This window comes from Pseudomonas sichuanensis, assembly GCF_003231305.1.
Taxonomy (GTDB): Bacteria; Pseudomonadota; Gammaproteobacteria; order Pseudomonadales; family Pseudomonadaceae; genus Aquipseudomonas; species Aquipseudomonas sichuanensis.
In genome coordinates, this window is record NZ_QKVM01000058.1 from 17466 (window position 1) to 39651 (window position 22186).

General features: G+C 67.0%; 20 protein-coding genes. 9 read left to right on the forward strand and 11 right to left on the reverse strand.

Translation table 11 applies throughout. The annotated features are described in order from the left end of the window. Window positions 1-53 precede the first annotated feature (53 nt). Entirely contained in the window at window positions 54-1433 is a 1380-nt protein-coding gene (locus tag DM373_RS24075; protein WP_110995945.1) for an APC family permease, read from the forward strand. Window positions 1434-1697: 264 nt separating this feature from the next. On the opposite strand, the gene acpP is transcribed toward DM373_RS24075, so the two are convergent. Together acpP and DM373_RS24085 are read right to left on the reverse strand one after the other, a co-directional pair. Next, the gene (gene acpP, locus DM373_RS24080; RefSeq protein ID WP_110995946.1) at window positions 1698-1937 is read right to left on the reverse strand and encodes an acyl carrier protein; all 240 of its coding nucleotides are present in this window, start codon (window positions 1935-1937) and stop codon (window positions 1698-1700) included. A 10-nt stretch (window positions 1938-1947) separates the two neighbouring features. Then, complete coding sequence (locus DM373_RS24085) at window positions 1948-2232, reverse strand: hypothetical protein (protein WP_110995947.1); 285 nt, start codon at window positions 2230-2232, stop codon at window positions 1948-1950. Between the two features lie 529 nt (window positions 2233-2761). On the opposite strand from DM373_RS24085, the gene soxR reads away from it, so the two are divergent. Further along, window positions 2762-3211 carry a redox-sensitive transcriptional activator SoxR gene (gene soxR / locus DM373_RS24095; RefSeq protein ID WP_110995949.1) on the forward strand — a complete coding sequence of 150 codons (450 nt, stop codon included), beginning with the start codon at window positions 2762-2764 and terminating at the stop codon, window positions 3209-3211. A 418-nt stretch (window positions 3212-3629) separates the two neighbouring features. Here soxR and DM373_RS24100 read toward each other — a convergent pair whose 3' ends face one another. Beyond that, window positions 3630-4289 carry an SMI1/KNR4 family protein gene (locus DM373_RS24100; protein WP_110995950.1) on the reverse strand — a complete coding sequence of 220 codons (660 nt, stop codon included), beginning with the start codon at window positions 4287-4289 and terminating at the stop codon, window positions 3630-3632. An 83-nt stretch (window positions 4290-4372) separates the two neighbouring features. Then, entirely contained in the window at window positions 4373-5443 is a 1071-nt protein-coding gene (locus tag DM373_RS24105; RefSeq protein ID WP_110995951.1) for a sigma-54 interaction domain-containing protein, read from the reverse strand. Between the two features lie 262 nt (window positions 5444-5705). Between DM373_RS24105 and DM373_RS24110 the strand changes: the two genes are divergently transcribed. The 4 genes from DM373_RS24110 to DM373_RS24125 are packed head-to-tail and all read left to right on the forward strand — an operon-like array spanning window position 5706 to window position 10505. Beyond that, window positions 5706-6785: an ABC transporter substrate-binding protein gene (locus DM373_RS24110; RefSeq protein WP_110995952.1), complete on the forward strand. Its 1080-nt coding sequence runs from the start codon at window positions 5706-5708 to the stop codon at window positions 6783-6785. Then, the gene (locus DM373_RS24115; protein ID WP_110995953.1) at window positions 6782-7972 is read left to right on the forward strand and encodes an LLM class flavin-dependent oxidoreductase; all 1191 of its coding nucleotides are present in this window, start codon (window positions 6782-6784) and stop codon (window positions 7970-7972) included. The genes DM373_RS24110 and DM373_RS24115 overlap by 4 nt, the downstream gene beginning before the upstream one ends. Beyond that, on the forward strand, window positions 7969-9549 hold the full coding sequence (locus DM373_RS24120) for an ABC transporter substrate-binding protein (RefSeq protein WP_110995954.1): 1581 nt from the start codon (window positions 7969-7971) through the stop codon (window positions 9547-9549). The genes DM373_RS24115 and DM373_RS24120 overlap by 4 nt, the downstream gene beginning before the upstream one ends. Beyond that, entirely contained in the window at window positions 9549-10505 is a 957-nt protein-coding gene (locus tag DM373_RS24125; protein WP_110995955.1) for an ABC transporter permease, read from the forward strand. The genes DM373_RS24120 and DM373_RS24125 overlap by 1 nt, the downstream gene beginning before the upstream one ends. Here the strand turns inward: DM373_RS24125 and DM373_RS29330 are convergent. The 5 genes from DM373_RS29330 to DM373_RS24150 all read right to left on the reverse strand — a co-directional run bounded on the left by DM373_RS29330 (window position 10477) and on the right by DM373_RS24150 (window position 17394). After that, a complete protein-coding gene (locus DM373_RS29330; protein ID WP_244215124.1) occupies window positions 10477-12006 on the reverse strand; it encodes an ATP-binding cassette domain-containing protein in 1530 nt (509 codons plus the stop codon). The two genes, DM373_RS24125 and DM373_RS29330, sit on opposite strands and share 29 nt — an antisense overlap. Continuing rightward, on the reverse strand, window positions 11999-12823 hold the full coding sequence (locus tag DM373_RS24135) for an ABC transporter permease (protein WP_110995957.1): 825 nt from the start codon (window positions 12821-12823) through the stop codon (window positions 11999-12001). Before DM373_RS24135 ends, DM373_RS29330 begins: the two co-directional genes overlap by 8 nt. A gap of 3 nt (window positions 12824-12826) precedes the next feature. Next, a complete protein-coding gene (locus DM373_RS24140; RefSeq protein ID WP_110995958.1) occupies window positions 12827-14002 on the reverse strand; it encodes an LLM class flavin-dependent oxidoreductase in 1176 nt (391 codons plus the stop codon). Window positions 14003-14080: 78 nt separating this feature from the next. Further along, entirely contained in the window at window positions 14081-16312 is a 2232-nt protein-coding gene (locus DM373_RS24145) for a TonB-dependent receptor (protein ID WP_110995959.1), read from the reverse strand. Further along, on the reverse strand, window positions 16309-17394 hold the full coding sequence (locus tag DM373_RS24150; protein WP_110995960.1) for an ABC transporter substrate-binding protein: 1086 nt from the start codon (window positions 17392-17394) through the stop codon (window positions 16309-16311). Before DM373_RS24150 ends, DM373_RS24145 begins: the two co-directional genes overlap by 4 nt. Before the next feature lie 282 nt (window positions 17395-17676). On the opposite strand from DM373_RS24150, the gene DM373_RS24155 reads away from it, so the two are divergent. Beyond that, the gene (locus DM373_RS24155) at window positions 17677-18906 is read left to right on the forward strand and encodes an acyl-CoA dehydrogenase family protein (protein WP_110995961.1); all 1230 of its coding nucleotides are present in this window, start codon (window positions 17677-17679) and stop codon (window positions 18904-18906) included. 40 nt (window positions 18907-18946) lie between these two features. On the opposite strand, the gene DM373_RS24160 is transcribed toward DM373_RS24155, so the two are convergent. Both DM373_RS24160 and DM373_RS24165 read right to left on the reverse strand, forming a co-directional pair. Beyond that, entirely contained in the window at window positions 18947-19687 is a 741-nt protein-coding gene (locus DM373_RS24160) for a class II aldolase/adducin family protein (protein WP_110995962.1), read from the reverse strand. Continuing rightward, window positions 19684-19899 carry a hypothetical protein gene (locus DM373_RS24165; RefSeq protein WP_110995963.1) on the reverse strand — a complete coding sequence of 72 codons (216 nt, stop codon included), beginning with the start codon at window positions 19897-19899 and terminating at the stop codon, window positions 19684-19686. The genes DM373_RS24160 and DM373_RS24165 overlap by 4 nt, the downstream gene beginning before the upstream one ends. Window positions 19900-19950: 51 nt before the next feature. Between DM373_RS24165 and DM373_RS24170 the strand changes: the two genes are divergently transcribed. Beyond that, window positions 19951-21099 (forward strand): LLM class flavin-dependent oxidoreductase, encoded by a 1149-nt coding sequence (locus tag DM373_RS24170; RefSeq protein WP_110995964.1) that lies wholly within the window; start codon window positions 19951-19953, stop codon window positions 21097-21099. Continuing rightward, window positions 21096-22154 (forward strand): ABC transporter substrate-binding protein, encoded by a 1059-nt coding sequence (locus tag DM373_RS24175; RefSeq protein ID WP_110995965.1) that lies wholly within the window; start codon window positions 21096-21098, stop codon window positions 22152-22154. Before DM373_RS24170 ends, DM373_RS24175 begins: the two co-directional genes overlap by 4 nt. The last annotated feature ends 32 nt before the right edge of the window (window positions 22155-22186 follow it).

The following is a 22186-nucleotide window of genomic DNA, read 5'->3' on the forward strand; positions in this document are numbered from 1 at the left end:
TACGCGCCCCGCGTGTACCGCGGCGTCCTGTCGTCAATTTCCAGGAGTTCGCAATGCATACAACAACAAATACAGCCGATGCCCACGCCCACCCTTCCCCATCGCAGGCCAGCGCAAGCGGCCGCTTCCGGCAAACCATGGGCCTTACCGCGCTGGTGCTGTTCGGCCTGGCGTACATGGTGCCGCTGGCGGTGTTCACCACCTACGGCCTGGTCACCCAGATGACCAAGGGCCACCTGCCCACCGCCTACCTGCTGACCCTCGCCGCCATGCTGCTGACCGCCTACAGCTACGGCCGCATGGTCCAGGCCCACCCGTTCTCAGGCTCGGTGTACACCTACACCCGCAAGGCCTTCGGCAGCTACTTCGGCTTCATGGCCGGCTGGACCTTGCTGCTCGACTACATCTTCCTGCCGTTGCTCAGCTACCTGCTGATCGGCATCTACATGGCCGAGTACTTCCCCGCCGTGCACGCCTGGGTGTGGGTGCTCGGCTCCATCGCCCTGGTGACCTTCCTCAACCTGATCGGCATCGAATCCATCACCCGGGTCAACTGCGTGCTGGTGGTGGCCCAACTGGTATTCATCGTGGTCTTCGTCGGCTTGTCGATCCATAACCTGGGCACCCAGGCCGAGCCGGTTTCGCTGCTCAAGCCGTTCCACCACGAAGGCTTCGACATGCCGCTGATCATGACCGGCGCGGCGGTGCTGTGCCTGTCGTTCCTGGGCTTCGACGCGGTGTCGACCATGGCCGAGGAAACCGCCAACCCCAAGTTCCGCATCCCCCTGGCGATCATGGCGGTGACCCTGTTCGGCGGCCTGCTGTTCTTGATCGTGTCGTGGTGCGCGCAGATGGTGTTCCCCGAGTGGGCTATCTTCAAGGATCCGGACTCCGCCTCGCTGGACGTGATGCGCCGCGTGGGAGGCGAGCTGATGGTCACCGCCTTCACTGCCACTTACGTGGCCGGCTGCTTCGCCTCGGCGATGGTGTCCCAGGCCAGCGTATCGCGGGTGCTGTTCGCCATGGGCCGCGACGGCGCACTGCCCAAGGTGTTCGGCCGCCTGGTGACCAGGAAACGCGTGCCCGCCACCGCGATCATGCTGGTCAGCCTGCTGTCGCTGATCGCCCTGTTCATCACCCTCGACACCGTCGCCAACATGATCAGCTTCGGCGCGCTGTTCGCCTTCTCGGCGGTGAACCTGGCGGTGGTCAAGCATTACCTGGTGGACCAGAAACTGCGCGGGGGCCGCAACTGGCTGCTGTATGGCGCGATTCCGGCGCTGGGCTTTCTGACCACCATCTGGCTGTGGACCAGCCTGTCGAGCATGTCGTTCATGATCGGGTTGAGCTGGATGGCGTTGGGGTTTCTGTGCTTGCTGGGGATTACCAAGGCGTTTCGGGTCAAGTTGCCGGCGTTGCAGATGGCGGAGTGAGGCAGGGTTTTCAGCGGACACTGGCTTTGCGACCAACGCCTGCTTTTGGGTAGCGCGGCTTGAGCAGCACCATCAGTCGACGCCTCGGCACAACCGGCGCTATCTCGGAGCGGCAGACTGCTTCAGCACAGATCAATAGACCTGTGCTGAAGTGATCCGAGCGGTTCGAAGGTCCAGTAGGGCGTTGTATGACCGAGCACCTGAATGGCGTTTTCTGAGACTGACTCACACAGTATTATTGGAACCGACTGTTGTGTCGTTGTTTCAAGATTTACGCTCTGCGATGTAATCAATTACTGCTTGAACGGTCGTTAATTTTTCAGCATCTTCATCAGGAATCTCTATCTCGAACGCCTCTTCCAGCTCCATGATCAGTTCAACGCTGTCCAGGGAGTCCGCCCCCAGATCATCGGCAAAACTGGACTCATTTTTAACATCCACCTGATCTACACTCAGGTGCTCCACAACTAATTTCTTCACCTGTTGTTCGATATCACCGCTCATACTCACCTCCTCATGCCTTCTTATTGAGCCATGGCACAAGAAACTGAGGTTTTAGCTTCGAACCAAGGCTCTCGCTGGGTGAAAGAATCCCCATCTCCTTTACCAGATCATTGACGGCATGCAGCATACCGATATCTTCCATACTCGCCTTGCCGTTGAGGATTCGCCGCACACAGGAATAGATCCTCAACTCGCCAAATGCGGCATCATCATGCGTCACCCGTTCATCCAGGATGAGGTTGGCCTTTTCATCGATTCTTGCCTGTACAAACTTGTCAAGTTCAGCCCTTGTCATGATCGCGCTCCTGTGTGAGCTGTGCCGTCGACCTTGAGCGTACTGAGTAGGCAGCGCTACTGACTACTGTCAAAAATCACAGACGGCCAGACCCTTTCACGATGATTGTTCGGTACTTATGCGCTGCTGCTCTAAAGAAACGCCGAGCACGTTGCCGCACCTATGTATTAAAAGTCAGGATCAGCGGCTGATACTGGTCAGTCAGGCCACTCGGCGGCCCTTCGCGGGTAAACCCGCTCCCACAGGTTTGGCGCCAGCTTGAGGCTTTGCGCAATCCTGTGGGAGCGGGTTTACCCGCGAAGGGCTGCAAAGCAGCCCCATTAGTAGCGAGGCAAAACGCTGGCGCGCCAGCTCGACCTGTTCGGGCGTGGCCAGGCCGCTGCGGACTGGGGCCCGAACCGCTGCGCTCAGCCATGGCGCCGATCATCCGGGGAAGCGATTGCGGCAAAGATCGGACGGCGCTATAAGAGCTCAACTTAACTTGAGGCCAACAGCCGTGGCAGCGAAATCAACGACCGACAGCACACGGTTGCTTACCGTGGGTGAAGTCACCCGACGCAGCGGCGTGCCGGTGTCCACGTTGCACTTCTACGAGGCCAAGGGGCTGATCGCCAGCACCCGCACGGCGGGCAACCAACGGCGCTTCCCGGCACTGGTGCTGCGTACCATCGCCATCATCAAGGTGGCACAGCGCACCGGCATTCCCCTTGAGGAAATCAAGCGCGCCCTGGGCCGCTACGCCCCCAACAGCAAGCTCACCGCCGCCCAGTGGGGTGAGATGTCATCGGCCTGGCGGGAGGACTTGAACGCGCGTATTCGCACACTGGAGGCCCTGCGCGACAGCCTCGACAATTGCATTGGTTGCGGTTGCCTGTCGCTGGAGGATTGTCCATTGCGCAACCCGGGGGATGTACTGGGGCAGGAAGGTGCGGGGCCGAGGATTCTCGAGAAGGGTGGCCGGACAGCTGACGAGTCTTGATAGCGAAAGCGGGCATCGGCCATGCACAAGGCCGCTTGGTGTTCTTCAGGGGATTGCATCAAGGCCACCAGGTGCTCGCCGGTGTTTTTGCAGCGCCTATGAGATCGAGCGCCGCCCGCGCGGCGCATCGCGGGGCAAGCCCGCTCCCACATCTGTTTCGGGCCAATGAGTCCTGTGAAGGTACCGCTGCCCGCCTTGGCGCATGTCTTGAGCCCTGCGAGGCAGCCAAGGCGCCCACGCTGAAATTGTGTCGAGCCAACAGGGCGGACCAGGTAATGGCACAGGAGAGACTGGCCCGAAACAAATGTGGGAGCGGGCTTGCCCCGCGATGCGCCGCGCGGGCGGCGCTCGATCTTGAGGGCGCTGCAAAATCACCGACGGGCACCTAGTGGCCCACATACGATTGCAAGGCAGGCGCTTACGCATCCCCCCCCAGCCGTTGCTCAGCAAACAGAACCTGCACCGAATCCAGAAAGTGATGCAGCTCCGGCACCTTGGTATTCAGGCTGCGCGCCCCATCATCCTCCACCCTGATCGCCACATTGCCGGTCTCGAATTGCTCGACCAGCCACTCCACAAAGGCCTCCACAGAACTCGCCACCACGAATTTCTCTTCTTCATCGCGGCCAAAATTGATGACCTGCCCCACGCTGCCCTGCTCCGCAGGGTCCAGGTCCACCCCCAGGTGATTGCCGCCATAGTCGTAGGCAAACGGAATCCAGTAGCGGTTGGCATAGAGTGGCTTGATGGCACCCGGTGGTACCGAACTGCAGAAGTCGCTGGCCGCCGCCATGTCTTCGTCAGACCATTCCTCGACCAGGTCCTTCCACGACGCCCAGTGTTTGAGGGCCTCTGCCAAAGGCAGGAAAGTCAGCCCGAAGAACGGCCCAGTGCTCGCCTTGCCTTTTTGCCCGTTATGCCATCGGTAGAGCGCTTTCAAACTCTCTGGAAAGTCCCGCCCAACCAGCTCTTCGAACTCGGCCAGCGCGGCCTCCGAGCAGCCCGGCGCCAAGTCTGCATGTACTTCGTCCAGGTTGGTTTCCAACCACGTATCCAGTCGCTCTAATACTGCTTTCATCACAAACCCCCTATGGACGAAGGCTTGAGCATAGAGCAGGACCAGGCACAGCGTCCGTCAATCTGCCCCAGGCAACCCCGGCCTCACCCCTGGCCGGCCGCCTGGGCTGCTGGCTTCAGCTCGCCGATCAACTCCAGCCGCGCGCGCACGATATTGCGGCTGATGTTGAGTAACCGCCCGGTCTGCAACTGGTTGCCGTGGCAATAGCGGTAGGCCGTGCGGAAGATGGTGGCCTCGATGTGCTCGTACAGGTTGTCCAGGTTCTGTTCGTACAGCGCATTGAGCGCAGCCTCCAGGCTCACCTCCAAGGGCGCGGCGTAGCCGGCGGCTGCCGCTGCCGGCAAGTTGGGCCGCAGGTCGGCCAGGTTCAGGTCGCTCGGCTGCACGCGCTGGTGGCGGCACACCAGCAGCGCATGGTGCAGGGCGTTTTCCAACTCGCGGATATTGCCCGGCCACGGGTGGGTGAGCAGCTTGCGCTCGGCCTCCTCGCTCAGGCACGCACGCTGGTAGCCAAGGCGCTGGCAGTGCTCCTCAAGGAAGAACTCGGCCAGCGGCAGGATGTCGCCTGGCCGCTCGCGCAGCGGCGGCAGGCGGATGGTCGCCACGTGCAGGCGGTAGAACAGGTCTTCGCGAAAGTGCCCGGCCACCACCGCGTCGGCCAGGTTGACGTTGGTCGCGGCCACCAGCCGCACATTGATCGGGATCGGCGTGCGTGACCCCAGGCGCACCACTTCGCGCTCCTGCAACACCCGCAGCAGCTTGACTTGCATGCCCAGCGGCAAGTCACCGATCTCGTCGAGGAACAAGGTGCCGCCGTTGGCCGCCTCGAACCAGCCGGCCTTGCTGCTGGTGGCGCCTGTAAAGGCGCCTTTCTCGTGGCCGAACAGCTCGCTTTCCACCAGGGTCTCGGGGAAGGCGCCGCAGTTCACCGCCACGAACGGCGCCTGGCTGCGCCGGCTCAGGTGGTGCACATGGCGAGCGACCAGCTCCTTGCCGGTACCGGTTTCGCCAATGATCAACGCATTGGCTTCACTGGGCGCCAGCCGCTCGATGCGGCTGAGCAACTCCTGGGAGCGCGGGTCCTTGAAAACCAGCACGGTGGCGCGGACCGACTTGGTCAGTTCACGGGCGTGTGGGTGGGTCAGCTGGGTCATGATCGTTTCCTTACAACGGCGGCGATGAGCGTGCCATGGCGCATCATGCCCCAAACCCTGTTAGGCCAAATAATTATAAATTCGTCTTTGCATATTCCTTTTTACACATACCCAGCCCACTGCTGCTCCAGCAGCAGTGCAGCAGCAACAGCTGCCCCCGAACCAGCACTCCTGCCGCCTGAAGCCCGCTAAAACCGGCGAAAAACCCCTGGCATGCATCTTGCCGACGCCTTGGCATCGCACTCGTCCAAGGATCGCGCCCATGCTCACCTTCTGCCGTAACGGCCTGCTCGCCCTCGCCTCACTGCTCTGCGCCTGGCCACTCCAGGCCGCGCCACTGGTGCCGGTCAGGATCGCCATCGTTTCCTTCACCCAGGGCGGCCAGCCGGTGTTCGGCGGCATCGCCGGGCGGGTCGTGGAAGAAGGCTGGCTGCAACAGGCCCTGCGCGAGCGCGGCGCCGAGCTGCAATGGCAAGCCCTGCCCCACGCCAACGCCGGCCCGCAGATCAACGAAGGCTTCGCCAACGGCAGCCTGGACTTCGCCGTGCGCGGCGACCTGCCCTCGGTGATCGCCCTGGCCGGCGGCGTGCCCGGCAAGCTGGTGGTGCCCGGCGGCAACGGCGACAACGTCTACCTGGTGGTGCCGGCCCACTCCAGCGCCACCACCATCGAAGACCTCAAGGGCAAACGCCTCGCCCTGCACCGTGGCCGCCCCTGGGAGTTCGCCTTCAGCCAGTTCCTCGCCAGCAAGGGCCTGAGCCTGGCCGACTTCAAGATCAGCAACCTCAACCCCCAGGTAGGCGCCGCCGCCGTGTCCGCCGGCAAGGTCGATGCCGCCGTGCTGCTCAGCGAAAGCTACCTGCTCGAAGACAAGCAGGTGGCCAAGGTGATCTGGTCGACCAAGCAAGGCAGCAACGACTGGCGCCTGGTCTCCGACCTGTGGGCCACCGACCGCTTCGTCAACGACCACGCCGACCTCACCCAATTGGTCGCCAACGCCTGGGTGCGCGCCGCCGGCTGGATCGCCCAGGAACAGAACGCCGACGCCTTCTACCGCTACGCTTCGCGCGCCGGCACCCCAGAGAGCGTGCTGCGCCGGGAAAGCCAGGGCGACCCGGTGCCATGGGCGCAGCGCTGGGCACCGAAAACCGACGCCCAACTGCTGGCCCACTACAACGCCCTCAGCCAGTACGCCCTGGACAACAAGCTGGTCCGCGCCAAGGTCGACATCGCCCCGGCACTGGCCACCCATTTCACCCGCCAGGCCCTGCTCGAACTGAACCTGCAGCACGCCTGGCCGGCCCTCGACACTGCCCAGAACGCCACCGGAGTTGCCCCATGAGCATCGACTTCTTCACCCGCCTGCCGCTGCATGGCGAAACCCTTCACCTGCCCGGTGACCCACGCAACCGCGGCGACTGGCAGGCACCGGCCAGCGAAGGCGGCGCGGTCTCCGACTTTGCCGTGGGCGACGACTTCACCTACATCGATTACCTCGGCCAGATCGCCCGCGCCGCCGAAATCAATGGCTTCGGCGGCGTGCTGATGGTCAACGCCCCCGGCGGCGAAGAGCCGTGGACGGTGTGCTCGCTGCTGGCCCGGGAAACCCGCCGGCTCAAGTTCGTCACCGCCTTCCAGCCCTTCCACTTCTCGCCCTTCGCCGCCGCGCAGATGGCCGCCACCTACCAGCGCGCCAGCGGCAACCGCCTGGTGTGGAACATCATCAACGGCGGCTCGGAGGTAATCCAGCGCCAGGTCGGCGACTTCACCGACCACGACGACCGCTACCGCCGCGCCAGCGAATTCCTCGACGTGGTCAAGGGCTACTGGCACAACGAACAGTTCCACTACCAGGGCACCTACTACCAGGCCGATGGCGGCGGACTGCGCGGCCCGCAGAAAAAGGCCGAGCTGCCGCTGATCTGCACCGCCGGCTCCTCCGAGGCAGCCCGCGAACTGGCCGCCCGGCACGCTGATTACTACTTGATGCGCGCCGAACGCCCCGAGGATATCCGCGCCCTGATCGACGATGTGCGCCAGCGCGCCATCGCCCACGGCAACCCCGGGATCCGCTTCGGCCTGTCGATCGACGTGATCACCCGCCCCAGCGACGAGGAGGCCTTCGCCGAAGCCAAGCGCTATTTCGACGAAGGCATCGCCAAGGGCGTGGTCAAGGCCCTGGCCGCCCATGCCGGGCTGCGCTCGGCGCGCAAGCTGAGTTTCGAGCACGAATACGGCGACAAGCACGAAGGCGTGGCCTTCGATGACTTCTTCATCCACCCCAACGTCTGGTCGGGCTTCGGCTACATCGGCCTGCCGCCGGGCATCGCCCTGGTGGGCAGCTACGCGAACGTGGTGGCGCGCATCCGCGAGTACCACGCGGTGGGCATCGACCTGTTCTTCCTCGCCGGCTACCCGCACCTGGAAGAGAGCTACCGCATCGGCGAGCACATCCTGCCGCACTTCCGCCAGCAGCGCCGCCCCGCCAGCCGCCAGGCAGCGGCCAGCAACCCGGGGGTGCCGGCATGATCGAGCGCCCACCTTTCGGCCGGCGTCGCTTCATCGGCGCCAGCCTGGCCCTGGGTGGCCTGGCCCTGGGCGCCGGGCTGCTCGGCGGCTGCGACCAAGCCCCACGCCCTGCCACCACCAGCACCGCTGACAGCGGCCCACGCCATGGCGGGCGCCTGCGCCTGGGCATCATCGACGGCGGCCCCGGCGGCGACCTGGATGCCCACAAGCCCATGGGCGGCGGCATCGTCCGCGGCTTCGCCCTGTACAGCAAGCTGTGGGAGTGGGACGAGAACATGCTGCCGCGCCTGGCCCTGGCCGAAGAGGCCGAGGTCAGCGCCGACGGCAAGGTGTGGACCCTGCGCCTGCGCCAGGGCCTGGAGTTCCACCACGGCAAGACCATCGACGCCGACGACCTGATCTTCTCGGTGCGCCGCCTCACCGACCCGCAACTGGCCTCGCCCTACGCCGCGCTGTTGCACTGGATCGACCGCAACAACCTGCAAAAGCTCGACAACCGCACGATCCGCGTACGCTTCGTCGACGGCGCCGGCTTCGTGCCGCTGCCGGAAACCTGGGTCAACTTCGGCGGCATCGTGCCGGTGGACTACCACCCGCAAACCAACCCGGTGGGCGCCGGCCCCTACAAGCTGAAGAGCTTCACCCCCGGCCAGCGCTCGCTGTTCACCCGCTTCGAGAACTACTACAAACCCAACCAGCCCTACGCCGACGAGCTGGAAATCATCGACTTCAAGGACCAGAACGCCCGCCTGGCCGCGCTGCAGGCCGGGCAGATCGACCTGGCCAACGCCCTGGCCGGCGAGCACCTGCGCCTGTTGCAGGGCGTGCCCAACGTGCACACCCTCAGCTCGGTGACCAGCAACTGGCTGAGCTTCGACATGAACACACAAAAAGCGCCGTTCGATGACGTGCGGGTACGCCAGGCCTTGCGCCTGCTGGCCGACCGCGAAGAGTTGGTGGCCCGCGCCCTGAACGGCCAGGGCCGGGTGGCCAACGACCTGTACGCGCCCCACGACCCGACCTTCGACCACAGCATTGCCCCGCGCCCCCACGACGTGGCGCAGGCCAGGGCGTTGCTGCGCGAGGCCGGCCACGAGCAGCTCAGCGTCGAACTGGTGGCCGAACAGGACGGCGCCGCCGTGACCTCGGCGCTGGTGTTCGCCGAACAGGCCAAGCGCGCCGGCGTCGACGTCCAGGTGCGCCAGGTCGACAGCGCCACCTTCTACGGCCCCCAGCACACCGAATGGGCCTTCAGCACCGGCGGCAGCATCGGTGCGCCGTTCCTCACCTGCGCCCTGCACGCCGACGCGCCGGTGTCGGTGGCCAACAAGACCCATTTCAACGACCCGCAGTTCGCCGAGCTGTTCCTCAAGGCCCTGGCCGAGCCGGACCTTGCCAAACGCACCCCGCTGGTCCACGCGGCGCAGCGTATCCAGTACGAGCGCGGCGGCCTGCTGGTATGGGGCTACGCCAACCTGCTGGACGGCGTCTCCAGCCGGGTGGGCGGCGCACACGCCGAGAAGACCCTGTTCCCCACCTGGCGCTTCGACCAGCTGTGGCTCAAGGAGCACGCCTGATGCGGCCCTTGCGTTGGCTTACGCTGCGCCTGGGCGCCGGCCTGTTGGGGGTGCTGAGCATCAGCCTGCTGGTGTTCCTCGCCATCCGCCTGCTGCCCTCGGACCCGGCACGGGTGATCCTCGGCCCCGGCGCGCCGGCGTCGAGCGTGCAGGCCCTGCGGCACCAGTTGGGCATGGACCGGCCCCTGGCCAGCCAATACCTGGACTGGCTGGGCAGCGCCCTGCGCGGTGACTTCGGCCAGTCGCTGGACTCCCACGTCGCCGTGGTGCCGCTGCTGGCCGAGCGCCTGGGCGCCTCGCTGGCCCTGCTCGGCGCCTTCGCGGTGCCGGCGCTGCTGCTGGCGCTGGCCCTGGGCAGCCTGCTGGCGCTGCGCCAGGGCGGCCGGCTCGACCGCCTGTGCCTGCCGCTGCTGGCGCTGTTCAAGTCGCTGCCGGTGTTCGTCGTCGCGGTGCTGTTGATCATGCTGCTGGCCACCAGCGTGTTCACCTGGCTGCCGGCCATGTCGCTGCTCGACAGCGAGCGTTCGCCCTGGGCCCAGCCCCGCTACCTGGCCCTGCCGGCGCTGACCCTGTTGCTGTCGGCCGCGCCCTACCTGGTGCGCCTGCAACGGGCGGCAATGATCGAGGCCTGGAACAGCGACTACCTCGACGCCGCCCGCTTGCGCGGCATCGCGCCCTGGCGCCTGCTGCTGCGCCACGCCCTGCCCAATGCCCTGCTGCCGCTGGCGCAGGGCATGGCCCTGGTGCTCAGCGTGTTCTTCAGCAGCGTGTTGCTGGTGGAAATCGCCTTCAACTACCCGGGGCTGGGCAACCTGCTCAACGACGCCTTGCGCCGCCGCGACGTGCCGCTGATCCAGGCCGGCATCAGCCTGGTCGCGGCATTCGTGGTGCTGGTCAATCTGCTGGCCGATGCGCTGACGGTACTGCTCACCCCACGGCTGCGCACGGCGGGTTGAGCAACGCCGGCGCAAGCTCCGCCGGGCGCTCCAGCAGCCGCCCGGCGTCGAGGGTCAGCACTCGGTTGGCCAGGCTGCGCACCACCTGCGGGTCATGGGTAACGAACAGCACGGCCAGGCCCTCGGCCTGCAAGCCTTGCAGCAGGTCGAGGATCGCCACCTGGGTGGCGGCGTCCAGCGCCGAGGTGATCTCGTCGCACACCAACACCTTCGGCCTGCACGCCAGGGCGCGGGCGATGGCGACCCGCTGACGTTCGCCACCGGACAATTCGCCGGGGTACTTGCGCAGCACCTCCAGCGGCAACGCCACCTTGGCCAGCGCCTCGGCCAAGGCCGCCTGCAATGGCGCACCAGCCAGGCCGAAGCAGTGGCGCAGCGGCGTGGCCAGGCTCTGGGCGATGCGCAACCGAGGGTTCAGCGCCCGGTAGGCATTCTGGAACACGTACTGCACGGCGCGCCGCTGCCGGGCATCGCGCCTGTCCAGGGGCAAGGGCAGCGGCGCACCGTCCAGCAGCAACTGCCCGCTCACCTCCTCACCCAGGCCAACCAACGCCCGGGCCAGGCTGGTCTTGCCGCAACCAGAGGCGCCGACCAGGGCCAGGCATTCGCCCGCGTGCAAGGTAAAGGCCGCCGCGCTCAGCAATGCTCGCCCGCCCTGGTGGATCGACAGCCCGCTCACGCTCAGCAGCGCGTCGGCACCCGGCGCACGGGGCCTGCGCGTCGAGCGTTGCGGCATGGCGGCCAGCAACTGCTGGCCATAAGCATGGCGGGGCTGGCGGAAGAACGCCGCAGCCGTGGCGCTCTCCAGCAACTCACCGTCACGCATCAACAGCACCCGGTCGGCCAGCGCCTCGACCAGCCCCAGGTCGTGGGACACATACAACGCAGCCACCCCGCGCTGCCGGCACAGCCCGCGCAAGGTCTCGAGCACATGGGCTTGGGTGGTCACATCGAGCGCCGTGGTCGGCTCGTCCAGCACGATCAGCCGCGGCTGCAGCACGAACGCCAAGGCCAACAGCAGGCGCTGTTGCTGGCCGCCCGAAAGCTGATGGGCATAACGGCGCAGGAACCTGGCGTCATCGGGCAGGCCGACATCGACCAGGGTCTGGCGCAGCCGCGCCTGTTCGGCGGGGCCCGCCAGGCGCTGGTGCGCGCGCAAGGTTTCCAGCAGCAGGCTGCCGATGCGCCGTGCCGGGTTGAGGGCCATGGCCGGGTCCTGCGGCACATAGCCCACCAGGCCGCCACGGGCCTGGCGCAGGGCTTCGCCCTGCAAGCCCAGCAGCGCCTGGCCGGCCACCAGCACCTGCCCTGCGCTGACCCTGGCGCCGCGCCGAGCGTGGGCCAGCAGCGCCAGGGCCAGGGTCGACTTGCCCGCGCCGGACTCGCCCACCAGGGCGACGATCTCCCCGGCGGCGATGTTCAACGAGATCCCCTTGAGCACCTCGCGCCCCGAGGCCAGGGCCACCCGCAGGCCACTGACAGTGAGTAGGTGTTCAGACATGGCTACCTTCCTGGAAACAACGGGACACGCCTTCGGCCAGCAGGTCGCAGGCATAGGCGAACGAAGCGATCAACAACACCGGCAACAACACCGGCCACGGCTGCAGGCGCAGCCCCATCTGGTTTTCCTGGATCATCAGGCCCCAGTCGGCCGCCGGCGGCGCCACCCCGTAGCCCAGAAAACTCAAGCCCGAGAGGATGCCGACCGCCCAGGTCAGCAGGTTGCCGTAGTGCACCAGCAGCGGCCCGAGCATGTTCGGCAGGATTTCGCCGAGCAGGATCCGCCAGCGCGGCACGCCCAGCAGCCGTACCGCCTCGACGAATTCCTGCCCGGCCAGGGCCAGGGCGCTGCTCCTGGCCAGGCGCAAGGTGCCCGGCAAGAAGGCGAACGCCACGCTCGATACGATCAGCCACGGCTCACGGCCGAGCAACGACACCACCAGCAGCACCAGGATCAAATCCGGAAAGGCCAGCGACAGGTCGGCCAACCACTGCAACAGGCGGTCCGCCCAACCGCGGCTGAACCCCGCCAGCAGGCCCAGTGCGGTGCCCACCAGCAAGGCCAGGGTGGCGGCGGCCAGGCTCATCAGCACCAGCGAACGGCCGCCGGCCAACACCCGCGACAGCACATCGCGGCCCAGGTAATCGAACCCCAGCGGCGCCCCGCTCAGCGCCGGGCCATACACCTCGCCGCGCAAGGCGGTGAGGTCATGGGGTGCCAGCCAGGGGCCGCACAAGGCCAGCAGCAGGATCGCCGCGAACCACAACAGGCCACGGCGCAACAGCTGCGTTGCCGAACCTTGGGCAACCTGGCGCATGGCTCAGCCCTCCTGGCGATGGGAGCCGTTGAGCGGGGTCACGGCGAAACCGTGGTCCAGCTCCAGCAGCGGGAACAGCAGGTCGGCCACCCGCTGCGCCTCGTCCACCAGCGGGAAGCCCGACAGGATGAACGCCGAAACGCCCTCTGCCTGGTACTCGCGCAGCCGCTCGGCGACCTGCTCGGCGCTGCCGACCAGGTAGGTGCCCGCCGCCGGGCGCAGGATGTCGAAGCCGAACAGGCTGGGGCCGGTCCAAACGTTGGGGTGCACCTCCAGGTCACGCAGCGCCGGCAAGCGCCCGGCCTTCAGCGCCTCCAGGCAACGCTGCACGCGCGGGTCTTCGCTGCGGTAGCTGTGCAACGTCTCGCTCGCCGGCAACTGGCTGGCGACCGCGTCCAGTGCGGTCTGCAACGACGTGCGCTGCAGCAGGTGCTCGGCATGCGCCCAGGCTTGCGCCTCGGTTTCCCGCACGATGATCTGCAGCCGCGTGCCGTAGCTCAAGGTGCGCCCAAGCCTGGCTGCCTCTGCCCCGACCCGGCGGAACTTTTCGCCTAGCTTGCGCGGGGTATCGGCGAAGCTCAGGTAAACGTCCAGCAGCTCCACCGAATGGGCCACCCCGGCCGGCGAGCTGCCCGCCCCCCAGAACGGCACGCCGGGCAATTGCCTTGGGTCGTTCCAGCCACCCAACGGGTGTTCGGCGTCCTCGGGCGCACGGGCGGCAAGCTTGACGTAGGGGCTGTCGAACGCCTCGGTACGGCCGGCATACACATGCTGGAACGCACGCCAGTAATCCCGGCTGAACTGGTAGCGCTCGGCGTGCGGAAAATGCACGCCAAGCGACGCCAGCCCGTCATCGTTGCCGTTGACCAGGTTGAGCAGCAGGCGCCCGCCCGAGTACTTGTCGAACGTCAGCGCATAATGGGCCAGCACCGCCGGCGAGAGTTCGCCGGGGTACTGGGCCACCAGAAAGCGCAGGCGCTCGGTGGCGTCGATCAGCGAGGTCGCCGTCACCAGGTTGGCGTTGGGCCCGGTGCCCAGCAGCGCGCCGTAATAGCCCAGGCGGTCGGCCGCCACGGCCACTTGCTTGAGGTGGTTGAAGCCGGTTCGCCAGCGGCCCTCGGCCTCCCACGGGTAAGGGCCGTCGGGGGCGGTGAGGTACCAGAGCAGTTTGATCGCCATCAGGGTTGTTCCTTGAAAAGAGGTTCGTCGGGTGCACGCGACGGCTCGGGGCCAGGGCGGGGTGTGTCCCCCGCTCGGTCAGAAGTTGGTGGTGAGCGACAGCCCGTAGGTGCGCCGGTCGCCACGGGCATCCCAGGCGATGTCGAACGGCAACGGCACGCTGTCGGTCTTGTACTGCTTGTCGGTCAGGTTGTTGACGTAGGCGCTGACATCCAGGTCCAGCGCGCCGCCAAAGTGGTAGGTGGCGCTGGCGTTGCCCAGGGTGTAGCCGCCCTGGGACACGCTGTGGTCCTCCTGGGAAGTGGGCAGGAAGTAGATGCGGCCCTGGTAGCGCCAGGTGTTTTCCAGGGTCACGGCATCGCCGCCGATCAGCGGGATGCGGTAGCGGGCGCCCAGCGACAGGGTGCGCGCCGGCGAGCGGGCGATGCGGTTGCCGGAGTAGTCCACGCCACCGGAAACGAAGTCCTGCAGCTCGGTGTGCAGCAGGCCGACCGAAGCGTTCAGGTGCAGGTTGTCCAACGGCAGTGCCTGCAACTCGAACTCGGCGCCGCGGATCACGCCCTGGGCGGCGTTGGTCAGCAGCGACACCACCTGGCCGTCACGCACCGACACCGCATTGACCTGGATGTCCGAGTAGTCGTAGTAGAAGACGTTGGCATTGGCCACCAGGCGCTCGTTGAGCCATTCGCTCTTGATCCCCAGCTCGTAGGCATCGACGGTCTCCGGCGACACCACCGAGGTTTCCGCCTGCACCGTGGCGCCGCCATTGAAGCCACCGGAACGGAAGCCCTTGGCGTAACGGAAGTACACCCGCGCGTTGTCGTTCAGTTGGTACTCGGGGGTGAAGTCGTAGGTCAGCTTGTTCCAAGTGCGCTTGTCGTCCTGCTGCGCAGCGGTCACCAGGGCGCCGTTATAGCTGCGCCACCAGTCGGCATTGCTGCCCACCGACACGCTGGCGGCATCGGGTGCGACCACGCGGTCGAGGTCGATGTCCTTGGTCTCGCGGGTCCAGCGCAGGCCAAGGGTCAGGCGCAGGTCATCGGTGGCCTGCCAGGTACTGCTGCCGAACAGCGCGTAGCTGGTGGTGCTCTGCGAAAGGTCGGTACGGCCATAGCTGGCGACGTCGAACGCCTGGTTGTAGGCCGCCGGCAGGATGGCGCTGCTGCTGGTGCTGTCGAGGCTTTCGTGGAACAGGTGGGTGCCGACGATCCAGCTCACCGTCTGATCACGCGGCGACGACAGGCGCAGCTCCTGGGACACCTGCTTCCAGTGGTCGTCGCCATAGGAGCGGCCGAACTCATAGATGCTCATGTTCGGGCCCTGGGCCTTCTCGGTGACATCGTCGAAGGCAGTGATCGAGTCCAGTTGCAGCTCGCCCAGTTGCCATTTCAGGCCCAGTTGCACGCCGTTGTGGCGAATGCGGTCTTCGGCCTTGCCGGTGAACGCGGCTTCATCGATGTCCAGCACCGGGGTCGGGCCGAACAGCGTGGTGTATCCGGGGCCGCTGCCCCAGGCACGGGTGGCGATGCCCTGGCCAAGGTAGTCGCGGGCATGCAGCTGCAGGGTCGCCTGCAGGTCTTCGCTGATTTGCGCGAGCAGTTGCGCGCGCACCGCCTGGTCATGGATATCGCCAACCGTGTGGCCGTCCACCAGGTTCTTCAACTGGCCATCGCGGCTTTGCTCGCTGAAGGCCACCCGCGCCGCCAGGCGGTCCTGCACCAGGCTGGCGCCATAGGCGCCTTCGTACAGCCGTGAGGCGTAGTTGCCGGCATCGACCTTGAAGTAGCCATTGGCGGGTTCGGCAAAGCTCGGCTTGCGCGACACGAAGTTGATCGCCCCGCCGGTGGTGTTCTTGCCCCACAGCGTGCCCTGGGGGCCACGCAGGATTTCCACCCGCTCCAGGTCGTACAGGGGGAAGCCCGTGGCCACGTGGGGGCTGATATACACATCGTCGGTGTAGATGCCCACCGGGTACACCGTGGTCGAGGCCATGTCACCGGAGCCCATGCCACGGATGTACCAGCGCGGCCGCTGGTGGCCGGCGAACTCCGGGGCGATGGCGTTCGGCACATCCTGCAGCGCCTTGCCGGCAGTGAAGCCGCCACCGGTGTTGCGGATCTGCTCGGCGGACACCGCCGAGATGGCCGCCGGCACATCCTGCAGCGACTCTTCGCGTTTCTGCGCGGTGACGGTGACCGTGGTCAGGGTCTGCGGGTCGGCTTGCGGCGCCACGCTGTCGGCGGCCAGGGCCTGGCCAGCCCCCAGGGCGATCAGCAAGGCCAAGCGCTGCAACTGGAAAGGCGGTTTCATGCGGGTGTCACTCCAAGCCGGGCGCCATGACGGCGGGCGATCAGTTCATGGGCCGCCTGCAGTGGGCGTGGGTCAGCCCAGCCGGCCAGCTCGAAGTCGCGTTCGAGGAAGCCATGGCGGTAGAGGAAGTGCTTTTGCAGGGCCAGGTATTCCAGGCGCTCGGCAGACAAGTCCGGGTGCAGCGAGGCGTGGAAGTCACCCCGGTAGGCCTGTTCGATGCCCGCCTGCTCGGACGCGGTCTCCTCGGCGAGGATGGCGCGCAGCGGGCCAAGGTTGTCCCGGGCCCAGTCGGCCGCCAGCAAGGTCTGGGCAAGAAAGCGCACCACCAGGTCGAAGTGCTCGTCGAGCAGCCGTTGGTGAACGGTGATCGGCCGCGGCGTGCCGTTGTTGATGCGGTAGCGCGGCGCGGCGATCAGGTCGAGGTCGATCCCCACCACCAGGCCCAGGCGCCGCGCCGCGTCGGCCGCGGCGCCGCCCTTGACATAGACCGCATCGACTTCACCGCGCACCAGGTAATCCAGGCCGCTCCACAGCCGTTGCAGGTGGTCGATGCGTGCCGGCCCCGGCCCGTCGTCGAGGCTGGCCAGCGGCACTTCGACCAGCTGCACGTCGTCGAAGTCCAGCCCGCCGAGCTTCAAGGCGCTGCTGTAGCCGTGCAGGCTCATGGCCCGGACGAAACTGCCCGGGCGCCCGGCCTCGCTCCAGGCCGGCACGGCCAGGCGCTTGCCCTTGAGGTCGGCCGGGCGGCTGATGCCCGCATCGCGGCGAACCAGGATGGTCTGCCACTCCTCGATCCAGGTCAGGCCGATCAGCCGGGTGGGCGAGCCCGCCGCGCGCGCCGCCAGGGCCGGCACGTTGCCGCCCTCGCGGATCAGCCCGGGCAGCTCGTGGTCGTAGTGATGGCGGCCCAGTTCAGGGGCGTCCTGCAAGGTGTCGACGCGGATACCGTCGGCGGCGAACTCCTGTTGCAGCCAGCCCAGTTTGTAGGCCAGCCCGGAGGCAGTGGGGACCGGGCAGCGGGTGAACCACAGGCGGTCCAGGGACGGGGGCGGCGACGCGGGTGCGCTGGCAGCGTTTGGCATGGAGTACTCCAGGATTGAGAGGGCCGACAAGGCCGTTTGCCGAGCACATCGCAATGCCCATGCCAACCCCTGCAGCCCAGGTATTCCGGGGCTTCGCGCTCGCCTGAAGGGGTTATTGCTGCCTCAGCAGCAGTTGCCCAGCAGTGCGCTGCTGCTGGCTGCGCAAACGGCCCGCACAAAGCCCCTGCCCCGGCGCTGCCAGGCCCGTGCCCGGGGTGTTTGCGGGCGCTGGCGCAGAACTTGCTCCAGGCCCTGCATCGCTTAATCGACCCAGGAGCCACCATGAGCCACCCCCCACACACAAGAACCCTGCACAGCGAGGCCGAGGCGATTGCCGTGGCCCGCGAAGTGGCCGCCGAAATCAGCCAACTGGCCAGCGACCCGCACAGTGAACAGCAACTGCCCATCCGCCAGGCCGAGCTGCTCAGCGCCAGCGGCCTCACCGCCATCGGCGTACCGCGCCAGTACGGCGGCCTTGGCGCGTCGGTGGCGACCATCGTCGAGGTGGTGCGCCTGATCGCCAGCGCCGATGGCGGCGTCGGCCAGATCCTGCAAATCCACAACGTGATGCTGCGCGGCATCGTCGAGGGCTACAGCGCCACCGCCCGCACCCGCATCCTCACCGACGTGCTGGCCGGCAAGCGCCTGGCCAATGCCTTGGCGGAAGTCGGCGGCAAGAACAAGTTCGCCATCAAGACCCAGCTTGCGCGTGGCGCCGACGGCCGCCTGCTGCTCAACGGCAGCAAGTTCTACTGCACCGGCGCCTACCTGGCCGACTGGATCTGGCTCACCGCCAGCTACGGCGAGGGCGCCGCAGGCGTGTGGATCAACCGCGAGGCGCCGGGCCTTGAGTTGATCGACGACTGGCGCGCCTTCGGCCAGCGCCACTCGGTCAGCGGCACGGTCAACTTCCACGACATCGAGGTGGACGACGACTTCTTCGTCGCCAGCGAAGGGCCGATGAAGCGCACCGGCCTGACCTTCCCGCAGATCCTCCACGCGGCCATCGACAGCGGCATCGCCGCCGGCGCCCTGCAGGCCGGCAGCGAGTATCTGCGCAGCCGCGCCCGGCCCTGGGTGGAAAGCGGTGTGGAGCATGCCTGGGAGGAGCCGCACATCATCCGCCAGGTCGGCGAGTACGCCGTGGCCCTGCGCGGCGCCGAAGCCGTGCTGCGCGAGGCCGCCCATTTGTTCGACCAGCACCTGCAGGACGAGGAAAACAAGCCTTTGCAGGACGAACTGATCCTGGCGGTGGCCACCGCCCGCGCCCATGCCGATGCGGCCGCGCTGAAGATCGCCAGCGACATCTTCTCGCTGCTGGGTGCCAGCGCGATCCTCAGCAAATGGAACCTCGATCGCTTCTGGCGCGATGCCCGGGCCCACACCACCCACGACCCGATCCGCTGGCGCCTGCATCACATCGGCAACTACTACCTCAACGGCGTCGACCCGGGCGAGTACACCGCCATCCTGGCCAAGGGTGAAAAAGGCCTGCGCGCCAAACAGGGCTGAGCCACCACCGCAGCGCCCCAGGCGCTGCGGCAACCCGCGGCTAGACTTCGGCGATCAGCGCCCGGCCCTGCTCCCACAGCCCGCTCATGCGCCATTGCTGCTCGAGCACGCCGGGCCCGAACGGCTTGCCACCGCCCACCGCCTCGGCCAGCGTCTGGAAGTAGGCGCCCTCCTCGAACAGCAGGATCCACTTGGCCGATTTGAGGATGCCCTCGCCCCAGAACGTCGCCCCGCCGTTGGCTTCAAGAATCGCCGGGGTGTGCGGATTGGCCTCGATCACCTGCACGATGAACGCCGACTCCGGCTGGCGGCGGTCGATGTACACCGGCAGCTCGCGGGCCAGAGTGACGCGCTGGGCGGCGGCGTAGTCCAGCGGCAATGCCCGATGGGCGCCGGCCCAGCCGCCCAGGTAGGGCGTGTGCACGTGGATCACTACATTGACCTCGGGGCGCTGTTGCAGCACCGAGGCGTAGCGCTTGCCCACGCCGCCCTGGCGGCTTTCGCCGAGCGCCACGCCCGGGGCCAGGTATTCATCGAGGTGGACCACGCCGTCGTAGCTGGCGACCACGGCGCGGATGCTCTGGTCGTCGTCCCATGGGCTGGGGGTGGCCAGGGCGATCACAAGGTCGGTGCCGGGCACCCGCAGGTGCGCCTGGAAGGTGTTGGTGGCGGTCAGCGTGCGGCTGTCCTTGAGCACCCGGAACACCTTGGCGGTATCACGCTTGGCCTGCTCGACCTGGGCCAGAATGGCGGCGTCGAGAAGTGGGGAAATCTGGCTCATGTTGACTCCTGGCTGGGGTAAGCGCCGTAGATGGCTGCCAGGCCTGTCAGCAGAACCTGTGCCAGGTAGGCCGAGCCGCGCCCGCGCTGGCCTGTGTCGCACGCGGCTGGCCCGCAGCTGCTGACACCCCAGCAGCCGTTGCTGACGCAGTGCTGCTCCAGCAGCAGCGCCACCGGCAAGCCCTCGCCAGGCCGCTGCAAGGAGCGTGGCATGGGCATTGCTATCCCTTGTCACCCCTACCTTTGGTTCAGGAACGCGAATCCATGAGCAGTGAATTCTTCTGGCGCCTGCCGCTGGGCAGCGATGGCCACCAGCTGAGCACCGACCTGCACGACCGTGGCAGTTTCTCCGCCCGGCCCGGCCATATCGCCCCCGGCCGCACGGCCAGCGGCAGCGCCGACGGTTTCACCTACATCGACTACATCGCCCAGGTGGCCAAGGCCGCCGAACTGGCAGGCTTCGAGGGCGCCCTGCTGCCCACCGGCCCCGAACCGTGGATCGCCGCCGCGGCCCTGGCCCGGGAAACCCGGCGCCTGCGTTTTCTGGTGGCGTTCCAGGCCGCCTGGACGCTGCCGGCCTACGTGGCGCAGCAGGCCGCGATCCTCCAGCACCTGAGCCACGGCCGCCTGGACTGGAACATCATCACTGGCGGCAACCCCGCCAGCCAGCGGGCCAACGGCGACTTCCTCGACCACGACCAGCGCTACCGGCGCACCGACGAGTTCCTCGACATCATCGACGGCCTTTGGCGCCACCCGCAGTTCAGCTACGAGGGCGAGGTCTACCGCCTGGAGCACGGCAGCCTGCCCGAGGAGCTGCGCCACGAGCGCAAGCCGGCGGTGTATTTCTCTGGTTTCTCCGACCCGGCCCTGGACGTTGCCGCCCGGCATGCCGACGTGTACCTGAACTGGGCGGAGCCGGTGGCGGCGCTCAAGCCGCACCTGGAGCGGGTGCGCGAGCTGGCCGACAAACAGGGCCGCCAGGTGCGCTTCGGCCTGCGCGTGGACCTGTTCGCCCGGGAAACCGAAGACGCCGCCTGGCGCGACCTGCGCCGGCAGTTCGAGGCCATCGGCAACCGCCCCAGCCGGGTCAGCCAGGACTTCACCCGTGGCTCCGACTCGGTCGGCGCCGCCCGCCAGACGGCTTATCACCAACACCTCGAGCGCTTCGACGACCTGGTCATCGGCCCGAACCTGTGGGCCGGTTTCGCCAAGGCCAAGCCCGGCCCGGCCGTGGGCCTGGTCGGCAGCCACCAGAACATCGCCGAACGCCTGGCCGAGTACCAAGAGGCCGGTTTCTCGACCTTCATCCTGGCCGGCAACCCGCACCTCGAAGAAGCCCTGCGCATCGGCCAGGAAGTCCTGCCGCTGCTGCGCAACATCCCCGACCAGCCACGCAAGGACCTGCGATGAGCACCCCACTGGACACCCTCTGGTACACCCACAGCCCGGTACCGACCGGGCTCGGCCTTGCGGTCGAGTCCGGGCGCCTGGCCGAGGCCCTGCGCCCCCACGGCACCAATATCCAGGCACTGCGCGAGTCGGCGCTGCGCGATGTGCGCGAAGCCCACTACGACCACCACCTGCCCAACTCGGTGCGCCATGGCGGCAACATCCCGGCGATCTGGGCCTACGCCAGCGGGCGCGACACGCGCCTGCTCGGCTTGTCGTGGAGCGACGAGGTGCAGTTGATCCTGACCACCGCAGACAGCGGCGTGAAGAGCGTGCGCGACCTGCGCCACCGGCGCTTCGGCCTGCCCAAGTGGGCCAATGTGCAGATAGATTTCACCCGTGCCCAGGCCCTGCGCGGCCTGGAAAACGCCCTCAAGCTCGAAGGGCTGAGCGTGAGTGACGTGGAACTGGTGGACTACCCCTACGGCGGCACCCACAGCGACGAGCAGATCCGGCGCGTGCACGGCACCACGGTGGCCTACGCCAGCAACGGGCCGATCCTGCGCAACAACGAACTGATCGGCCTGTTGCGCGGTGACATCGACGCGATCTTCCTCAAGGGTGCCCATGCGGTGAGCCTGGCCGACGAGTTCGGGCTGCATGTGGTCATCGACACGGGGTCGCACCCTGACCCGTTGATCCGCTCGAACAACGGCACGCCGCGGACCCTGACCATGGACGGCCACCTGCTGCAGCATCATCCCGAAGCGGCGCGGTTGATCGTCGACAGTGTGTTGCGGGCTGAGCAGTGGGCTTGGGCGCACCCGGAGGAAACCCGGCAGTTTCTGGCCCGTGAGCTGAATACGAGTGAGCATTGGGTGGCCACGGCCTATGGGGAGGATGCGCATCGGCGGTTGCGGACCATGCTTGATGAGCAGTCGATTGTGGGGTTGCAGGATTTCACCGATTTCTTGCACCGGTGGGGGTTTATTCCGCGGCGGTTTGATGTGCGGGGGTGGATTGACTTCAGTGTGCTTGAAGCGGTGTTGCGGTCGACTTCGCGGTTGGCGGTTTGAGCCTGAGCCTGAGTTCAAGGTGTTGGTTTTTG

Excerpts from the sequence above, each read along its gene's own strand:
- DM373_RS24145 (WP_110995959.1), bottom strand. The coding sequence starts at position 16,312 with ATGAAACCGCCTTTCCAGTTGCAGCGCTTGGCCTTGCTGATCGCCCTG.
- DM373_RS24125 (WP_110995955.1), top strand. The coding sequence starts at position 9,549 with ATGCGGCCCTTGCGTTGGCTTACGCTGCGCCTGGGCGCCGGCCTGTTG.
- DM373_RS24155 (WP_110995961.1), top strand. The coding sequence starts at position 17,677 with ATGAGCCACCCCCCACACACAAGAACCCTGCACAGCGAGGCCGAGGCG.
- DM373_RS24135 (WP_110995957.1), bottom strand. The coding sequence starts at position 12,823 with ATGCGCCAGGTTGCCCAAGGTTCGGCAACGCAGCTGTTGCGCCGTGGC.
- DM373_RS24150 (WP_110995960.1), bottom strand. The coding sequence starts at position 17,394 with ATGCCAAACGCTGCCAGCGCACCCGCGTCGCCGCCCCCGTCCCTGGAC.
- DM373_RS24165 (WP_110995963.1), bottom strand. The coding sequence starts at position 19,899 with ATGCCACGCTCCTTGCAGCGGCCTGGCGAGGGCTTGCCGGTGGCGCTG.
- DM373_RS24075 (WP_110995945.1), top strand. The coding sequence starts at position 54 with ATGCATACAACAACAAATACAGCCGATGCCCACGCCCACCCTTCCCCA.
- DM373_RS24175 (WP_110995965.1), top strand. The coding sequence starts at position 21,096 with ATGAGCACCCCACTGGACACCCTCTGGTACACCCACAGCCCGGTACCG.
- DM373_RS24115 (WP_110995953.1), top strand. The coding sequence starts at position 6,782 with ATGAGCATCGACTTCTTCACCCGCCTGCCGCTGCATGGCGAAACCCTT.
- DM373_RS29330 (WP_244215124.1), bottom strand. The coding sequence starts at position 12,006 with ATGTCTGAACACCTACTCACTGTCAGTGGCCTGCGGGTGGCCCTGGCC.
- DM373_RS24110 (WP_110995952.1), top strand. The coding sequence starts at position 5,706 with ATGCTCACCTTCTGCCGTAACGGCCTGCTCGCCCTCGCCTCACTGCTC.
- DM373_RS24140 (WP_110995958.1), bottom strand. The coding sequence starts at position 14,002 with ATGGCGATCAAACTGCTCTGGTACCTCACCGCCCCCGACGGCCCTTAC.
- DM373_RS24085 (WP_110995947.1), bottom strand. The coding sequence starts at position 2,232 with ATGACAAGGGCTGAACTTGACAAGTTTGTACAGGCAAGAATCGATGAA.
- DM373_RS24100 (WP_110995950.1), bottom strand. The coding sequence starts at position 4,289 with ATGAAAGCAGTATTAGAGCGACTGGATACGTGGTTGGAAACCAACCTG.
- DM373_RS24160 (WP_110995962.1), bottom strand. The coding sequence starts at position 19,687 with ATGAGCCAGATTTCCCCACTTCTCGACGCCGCCATTCTGGCCCAGGTC.
- DM373_RS24170 (WP_110995964.1), top strand. The coding sequence starts at position 19,951 with ATGAGCAGTGAATTCTTCTGGCGCCTGCCGCTGGGCAGCGATGGCCAC.
- acpP (WP_110995946.1), bottom strand. The coding sequence starts at position 1,937 with ATGAGCGGTGATATCGAACAACAGGTGAAGAAATTAGTTGTGGAGCAC.
- DM373_RS24120 (WP_110995954.1), top strand. The coding sequence starts at position 7,969 with ATGATCGAGCGCCCACCTTTCGGCCGGCGTCGCTTCATCGGCGCCAGC.
- DM373_RS24105 (WP_110995951.1), bottom strand. The coding sequence starts at position 5,443 with ATGACCCAGCTGACCCACCCACACGCCCGTGAACTGACCAAGTCGGTC.